We start from the raw sequence: 5,297 nt of genomic DNA, 5'->3' as shown, positions 1-5,297 counted from the left end.
ACGCCGGTTGCCGCGTAAATGGCGTTGCGCAGCGCCGGCGGTCCAGCATTGACGCCGGCCTCACCGATGCCGCCGGGCGCCTCGCCGCTCTTGACCACGATCACCTCGATCTTCGGCATCTCGTTGATGCGCATCATGCGGTAGTCGTGGAAATTCGACTGCTGCACGCGGCCCTTCTCGATGGTGATCTCGCCATAGAGCGCGGCGGTGAGGCCGAACACCAGGCCACCCTCGATCTGCGCCTTCACTGTATCGGGGTTGACCGCGATGCCGGTGTCCACCACCGATGTGATGCGGCGGAGCGTGATCTCGCCGATATCGTCGATCTCCGCTTCCACCACGGTGGCGAGGAAGCTCGCGAACGACGGCTGCACGCAGACGCCGCGACCGACGCGCGGTGGCAGCGGTTGGCCCCAGCCGGATTTCTCGGCGGCGAGATTGAGCACCGCGAGCATGCGCGGATTCTTCGTCAGCATGGAGCGGCGGAATTCGACGGGGTCCTTGCCGGCTTTGCGCGCCAGCTCGTCCATCGCGCATTCGACCGCGAACACGTTGTTGTTCGGACCGACGCCGCGCCAGAAGCCGGTCGGCACCGCCGGCGGTTCGGCGCGGACATATTCGACATGGAAATTGGCGAAGTCGTAGGGCGCATCGACCGCGGCATCGACCGCGTCGATATCGATACCCTTCTGGAACGCCGGTGGCAGCCAGCGCGCCAGCACGGCGGAGCCGGCGACCTTGTACTTCCAGGCCGCGACCTTGCCGTCGACCAGCGATGCCGTGACCTGGTCGCGATAGACCGGGCGGTAGACGTCGTGCTGGATGTCCTCCTCACGGGTCCATATCACCTTGACCGGATAGTCGACCTGCTTTGCAATCTTCACGGCCGCCACCACCATGTCCGGCTCGAGCTTGCGGCCGAAGCCGCCGCCGAGCAGATGCTGGTTGACGATCACCTTGTCGACCGGGAGGCCCGCGGCCTTCGCCGCCTCCGACTGCACGCGTGTCATGATCTGCGTGCCGGTCCAGATTTCGCAGGCATCAGGCCTGACGTGAACGGTGGCGTTGATCGGTTCCATCGAGGCATGCGCGAGGAACGGCAGTTCGAAGCTCGCCTCGAACCTGTCGCCGCTTGCGAGCCCCTTGGCGATGTCGCCGACCGATTTCGCGACCACGCCGTCTTTCTCGCTGGCGGCGCGCAGATGCCGCCATATATCCTCCGTGCTGAGCTTGGCGTTCGGTCCCTCGTCCCACTCGATCTTGAGCGCATCGAGGCCTTTCTTGGCGGCCCACATGTGGTCGCCGATCACGGCGACTATATCCTCGAGCACCACGATTTTGCGCACGCCCGGGATTTTCACCGCCGCGCTGTCGTCGACCTTGCCGACCTTGCCGCCAAAGACCGGGCAATTGGCGATCGCTGCGATCTTCATGCCGGGCAGGATCGCGTCAATGCCGTAGACGACCTTGCCATTGACCTTGTCCGGCGTGTCGAGCCGCTTCAGCGGCTGGCCGATGATGACGAAGTCCTTGGGGTCCTTGACCGAAACATCCTTCGGCGGCGTCTGGCCCTGTGCGGCCAGTGCCAGTTCGCCATAGCCGAGCCTGCGGCCGCTTGCGGCGTGCACGACCTCGCCTTTCGACGCGGTGCAGCTTGCAGGCTCGACCTGCCATTGCACTGCTGCGGCCTGCACCAGCATCGCCCGCGCGCTGGCGCCGGCTGCCCGCAACGGTTTCCACCAGGCACGGATCGAGGTCGAACCACCCGTGGCCTGCAAGCCGAAGGCGGGATTGGCGTAGAGCTTGTCGTTGGGCGGCGCATGCAGCACGGCGACCTTTGCCCAATCGGCGTCCAGCTCTTCGGCCAGGATCATCGCAATCGAAGTATAGACCCCCTGGCCCATCTCGACCTGCGGCATCATCAGGACGGTGCGGCCGGTCTCGTCGATGCGGATGAAGGCGTTGGGCGCGAACTTGCCGTCGGTCGTGTCCTTCGGCTGCTCCGGCTCGTTGACGGCGGCGCGCAGCGGCAGGTGGAAGGCGAGCAGGAAGCCGGTGGCGAGACCGCCGGTCAGAAGCGCACGGCGGGAGACGTCAGGAAGAGTCTTGTCGGTGGTCATGGCGGACCTCATGACTGACGACCGGAGGCGGCCTGCTTGATGGCCTCGCGGATGCGCACATAGGTGCCGCAGCGGCAGATGTTGCCAGCCATCGCGGCGTCGATGTCGGAATCGTCAGGGCTGGGCGTTGCCGCCAGGAGTGCCGCGGCCGCCATGATCTGGCCGGACTGGCAGTAGCCGCACTGGACCACTTCGGCATCGAGCCAGGCCTTCTGCACCTTCGCGCCCGCAGGCGTGCTGCCGACATGCTCGATCGTCGTGATGGCGCGGTTCGCGACCGCGCTGACCGGCAAGACGCAGGATCGGACGGCCTTGCCATCGACGTGCACCGTGCAGGCGCCGCACTGCGCGATGCCGCAGCCGAACTTGGTGCCGGTCATCCCGAGGACGTCGCGCAGCACCCACAGCAGCGGCATTTCAGGTGGCGCCTCGAACGATTTCGTTTCGCCATTGATGGTGAGAACAGTTGCCATATGCATCCCCTTGCTCGCTCGATCGCTTACGGCGATCTAGTCAGCGAATTTGCGCGCACAATAATCATATCGATGCGAAACGATGAAGCGTCGACATTTCCGGCAATGCATATTTGCGTAGCGAGCGCGTCAGGCCATGACGTTCACGAATTTGTGCGGCGATCGCTGCGGTGATTTTGGGCTAATTGATATGATAATCGTCATTTTCTGACGCTTTTTCTTCACATGCGCCGTTGCTCGCCGCAGGTGATCGTGCGAATGCGCAAAATCATGCGATGACGAAACTCGTGCGATTATGGAAGTCGATCGACGGCGCGGGCTTCTGACGCGATCAATTGCGGCGACTCATTGATGTGCCCTCTCACCTTGTGGGAGAGGGCAGCGACGCCCGTAGACGCAGGCTCACTCGGGTGAGGGTCCGTCTCCGCGTACGGGCACCGTTGTGCATCAACCGGCAAAGGGAAGTCTGATCGTGAACGAGGCACCGCCGTGCTCCCGATTACTCGCTGATATGAACCCGTTGTGCGCTTCGATAATGGTGCGCGCAATGGACAGGCCCATGCCCATGCCTTCCGCTTTGCTGGTGTAAACGGCTCGAACGGTCACCGCCGGCGCTTGCTTGTGCGCACAGAAGGCCAAGCCGCGCTATCGGGCGTCGCCACGGATCAATAGGCGCAAATGTAGTTTCCGTAAGCATCGTAGCAACTGCGGCGGTACGCAGCAGTGCCAACGGCAGCCGCGCCGACCGCTGCCGCTCCTACACCGTAGCCCCGATAGCCGTAGCCGCGATAGCCGCCCCGATAGCCCGCGCCGCGCACCGCAACAGCGCCGCCGCCCCGCGGTCCTCGAACTGCGACCGCACCGCCGCGGTAAGCGCCGCCACCCCGATAGGCACCTCCGCCGCGCCGGGCCTCGGCATCATCGGGGATCAAGCAGGCGGTGAGCAAAACGAAAGCGGCAAGAGAAGCAAGAATGAAGCGGAGCATGACAGAAACCCTTCCATGAATTCCTTAAGCCCCGCTCGCGAGATTGCGGCTCACTCCGCGCGTGAGCTTGATGTAGATCAATCGAACCCGCGCATTGCGACGCCTACGCTATGTTCAGCCGCACCTGAGGCGCTTCCGTCACCTTTCGGTGACGCAAGTGCGAAGAGGGAGGTCCGCCATGCATCCGAGGAAGCTTCTTTCGATCAAGTCAGCGACGGTCGCGGGCATCGCCGCCAGCGGCCTGCTTGGGCTTGCAACCCTGTCGCTCAGTCCAACCCCAGCCAAGGCGGTGATTTACTGCCAGTACGTAGAATATCCGGCGGGTTGCGTTGCTCGTGCAGGCGTCGTGCTCAGGCCGCGCCCGGTGGCGCGCGCCGCAGTCCGTCATAACGCCGGTGGCAATGCGAATGGTGGCGTCAATCGCGTTGGAGCCGGGCGGTAAAGGCCGGTTTCGCAAGCCAGGAGGAAGCCGTCATCGTTTCGTTCCGGTGGCGGCCTTTCTTTGTCTGGCGGGGATAGGCCACTGGCTCGCATCGCGTGGCTCCGACAAGGAGAGAAGGGAGGGAATGGAAATTTCGGAATAATAGCACTCTACGCCTGTTTTGCCCGACGCCGCAAGCGCTTCAGAGGCGCCTGCATCGACGGATTCATCGGGCGCTTAAGCCATTGATTCTGCTCGCCCCGGCTACTGTGCATGGGGTTGTTTTCGAGGTTTTTGATTCAGGGACGCCATCGCGTCGCCGCCGCAACCGCGTCGCGACGACCCTCAGCTCTGCCGAAAGCCCATCCGGAAGGCGCCCCAGTGCTTGCCGCGGATCATGATCGGCGAGGACAGGTCCTTCATCAGCACGAACTGCCCGCCGCCCATGTCGCGGCGATAGGTCTGGAGCAGGAACGGCTTGGTGTTGGCGGCGACCTTCTGCACTGCGCGATCGGTGAACAGGCGGCGGTTGCGGCAATTGGCGTTATTCCAGACCGGGTCCTTGCCCTGCGGCAGTCGGTAGTTCGGGTTGTGCGTCGGCAGATAGCCGCCCTTGGCCCAGGCGACGCAGAACACGATGCGGGGATCGGACTTCTGGATCGGATCCTGGATCGCGGGCAGCACGCGGTCGGTGAAGTCGACATAGTTAGTGTTGTACTGCTTGGGATCGGTGCCGGGGATTTCCCGATAGTTCTCGTCCATGAACTGGTCGAGCGTGATCTCGCCGCGGCCGATGGCGGCTTCGAACTCGTCCGAGATCCGCTTGGCGGTCTCGACGACGATTCGGATCAGCGGCGCATCCGACGTCTCGACGCCGCTGTCTGCGATCAGCGCGATCAGGCCTTCGGACGTGTCGAGCAGTTTGGTCACGCGCTGATCCGCGTTCTTGAGATCGCGCGAGGAGAGGTCGACGCCCTTGGCGAGCTCGTTGAGCTCGCTGATGACGCTGTCGCAATGTCCGAGATTGGAAGTCGCCGCGCGCGTGACGCTGCCGATCTCCGCTTCCACCGAGGCGAAGCCCTGCTGGACCCGCGAGATGATGCCGGAGATCCGCTGGGCGCCTTCGCCGGCCGTCTTCGCGCGCTGCGAAGCATCGCTGCTCTCGCCGATCAGGCCTTCGATCTGGCCGTCGAGATCGCGCACGGTGTCGGAGATCTGGTGTGTGGCCTGGCGGGTTGCTTCCGCAAGGTTCTTGACCTCGCTTGCGACCACCGCGAAGCCGCGGCCGGCATTGCCG

5 protein-coding genes and 1 pseudogene are annotated in these 5,297 nt (G+C 64.0%); 1 reads left to right on the top strand and 5 read right to left on the bottom strand.

The genetic code is table 11. The features are described 5' to 3' along the window. The 4 genes and pseudogenes from IVB47_RS25030 to IVB47_RS25015 all read right to left on the bottom strand — a co-directional run. Positions 1 to 2,120, bottom strand: a 2,120-nt coding sequence (locus IVB47_RS25030; RefSeq protein WP_247465201.1) for a molybdopterin cofactor-binding domain-containing protein, incomplete at its 3' end; no start/stop codon positions are given. Between the two features lie 8 nt (positions 2,121 to 2,128). Continuing rightward, positions 2,129 to 2,593, bottom strand: a complete 465-nt coding sequence (locus IVB47_RS25025; RefSeq protein ID WP_247465199.1) for a (2Fe-2S)-binding protein — start codon at positions 2,591 to 2,593, stop codon at positions 2,129 to 2,131. Between the two features lie 447 nt (positions 2,594 to 3,040). After that, positions 3,041 to 3,181: pseudogene (locus IVB47_RS25020) on the bottom strand (ATP-binding protein); the annotation flags it as partial. Positions 3,182 to 3,258: 77 nt separating this feature from the next. Continuing rightward, the gene (locus IVB47_RS25015; protein ID WP_081747973.1) at positions 3,259 to 3,579 is read right to left on the bottom strand and encodes a hypothetical protein; all 321 of its coding nucleotides are present in this window, start codon (positions 3,577 to 3,579) and stop codon (positions 3,259 to 3,261) included. Positions 3,580 to 3,757: 178 nt separating this feature from the next. On the opposite strand from IVB47_RS25015, the gene IVB47_RS25010 reads away from it, so the two are divergent. After that, the gene (locus IVB47_RS25010; protein WP_007599963.1) at positions 3,758 to 4,021 is read left to right on the top strand and encodes a hypothetical protein; all 264 of its coding nucleotides are present in this window, start codon (positions 3,758 to 3,760) and stop codon (positions 4,019 to 4,021) included. 324 nt (positions 4,022 to 4,345) lie between these two features. On the opposite strand, the gene IVB47_RS25005 is transcribed toward IVB47_RS25010, so the two are convergent. Continuing rightward, positions 4,346 to 5,297 (bottom strand): methyl-accepting chemotaxis protein (locus IVB47_RS25005; protein WP_247465196.1); only part of this gene is annotated, 952 nt, incomplete at its 5' end.

Source organism: Bradyrhizobium sp. 62, assembly GCF_023073035.1.
In the GTDB taxonomy this organism is placed as follows: domain Bacteria; phylum Pseudomonadota; class Alphaproteobacteria; order Rhizobiales; family Xanthobacteraceae; genus Bradyrhizobium.
Note: the sequence above shows the minus strand (reverse complement) of the source record. Positions and strands in the feature narration are given on the sequence as shown.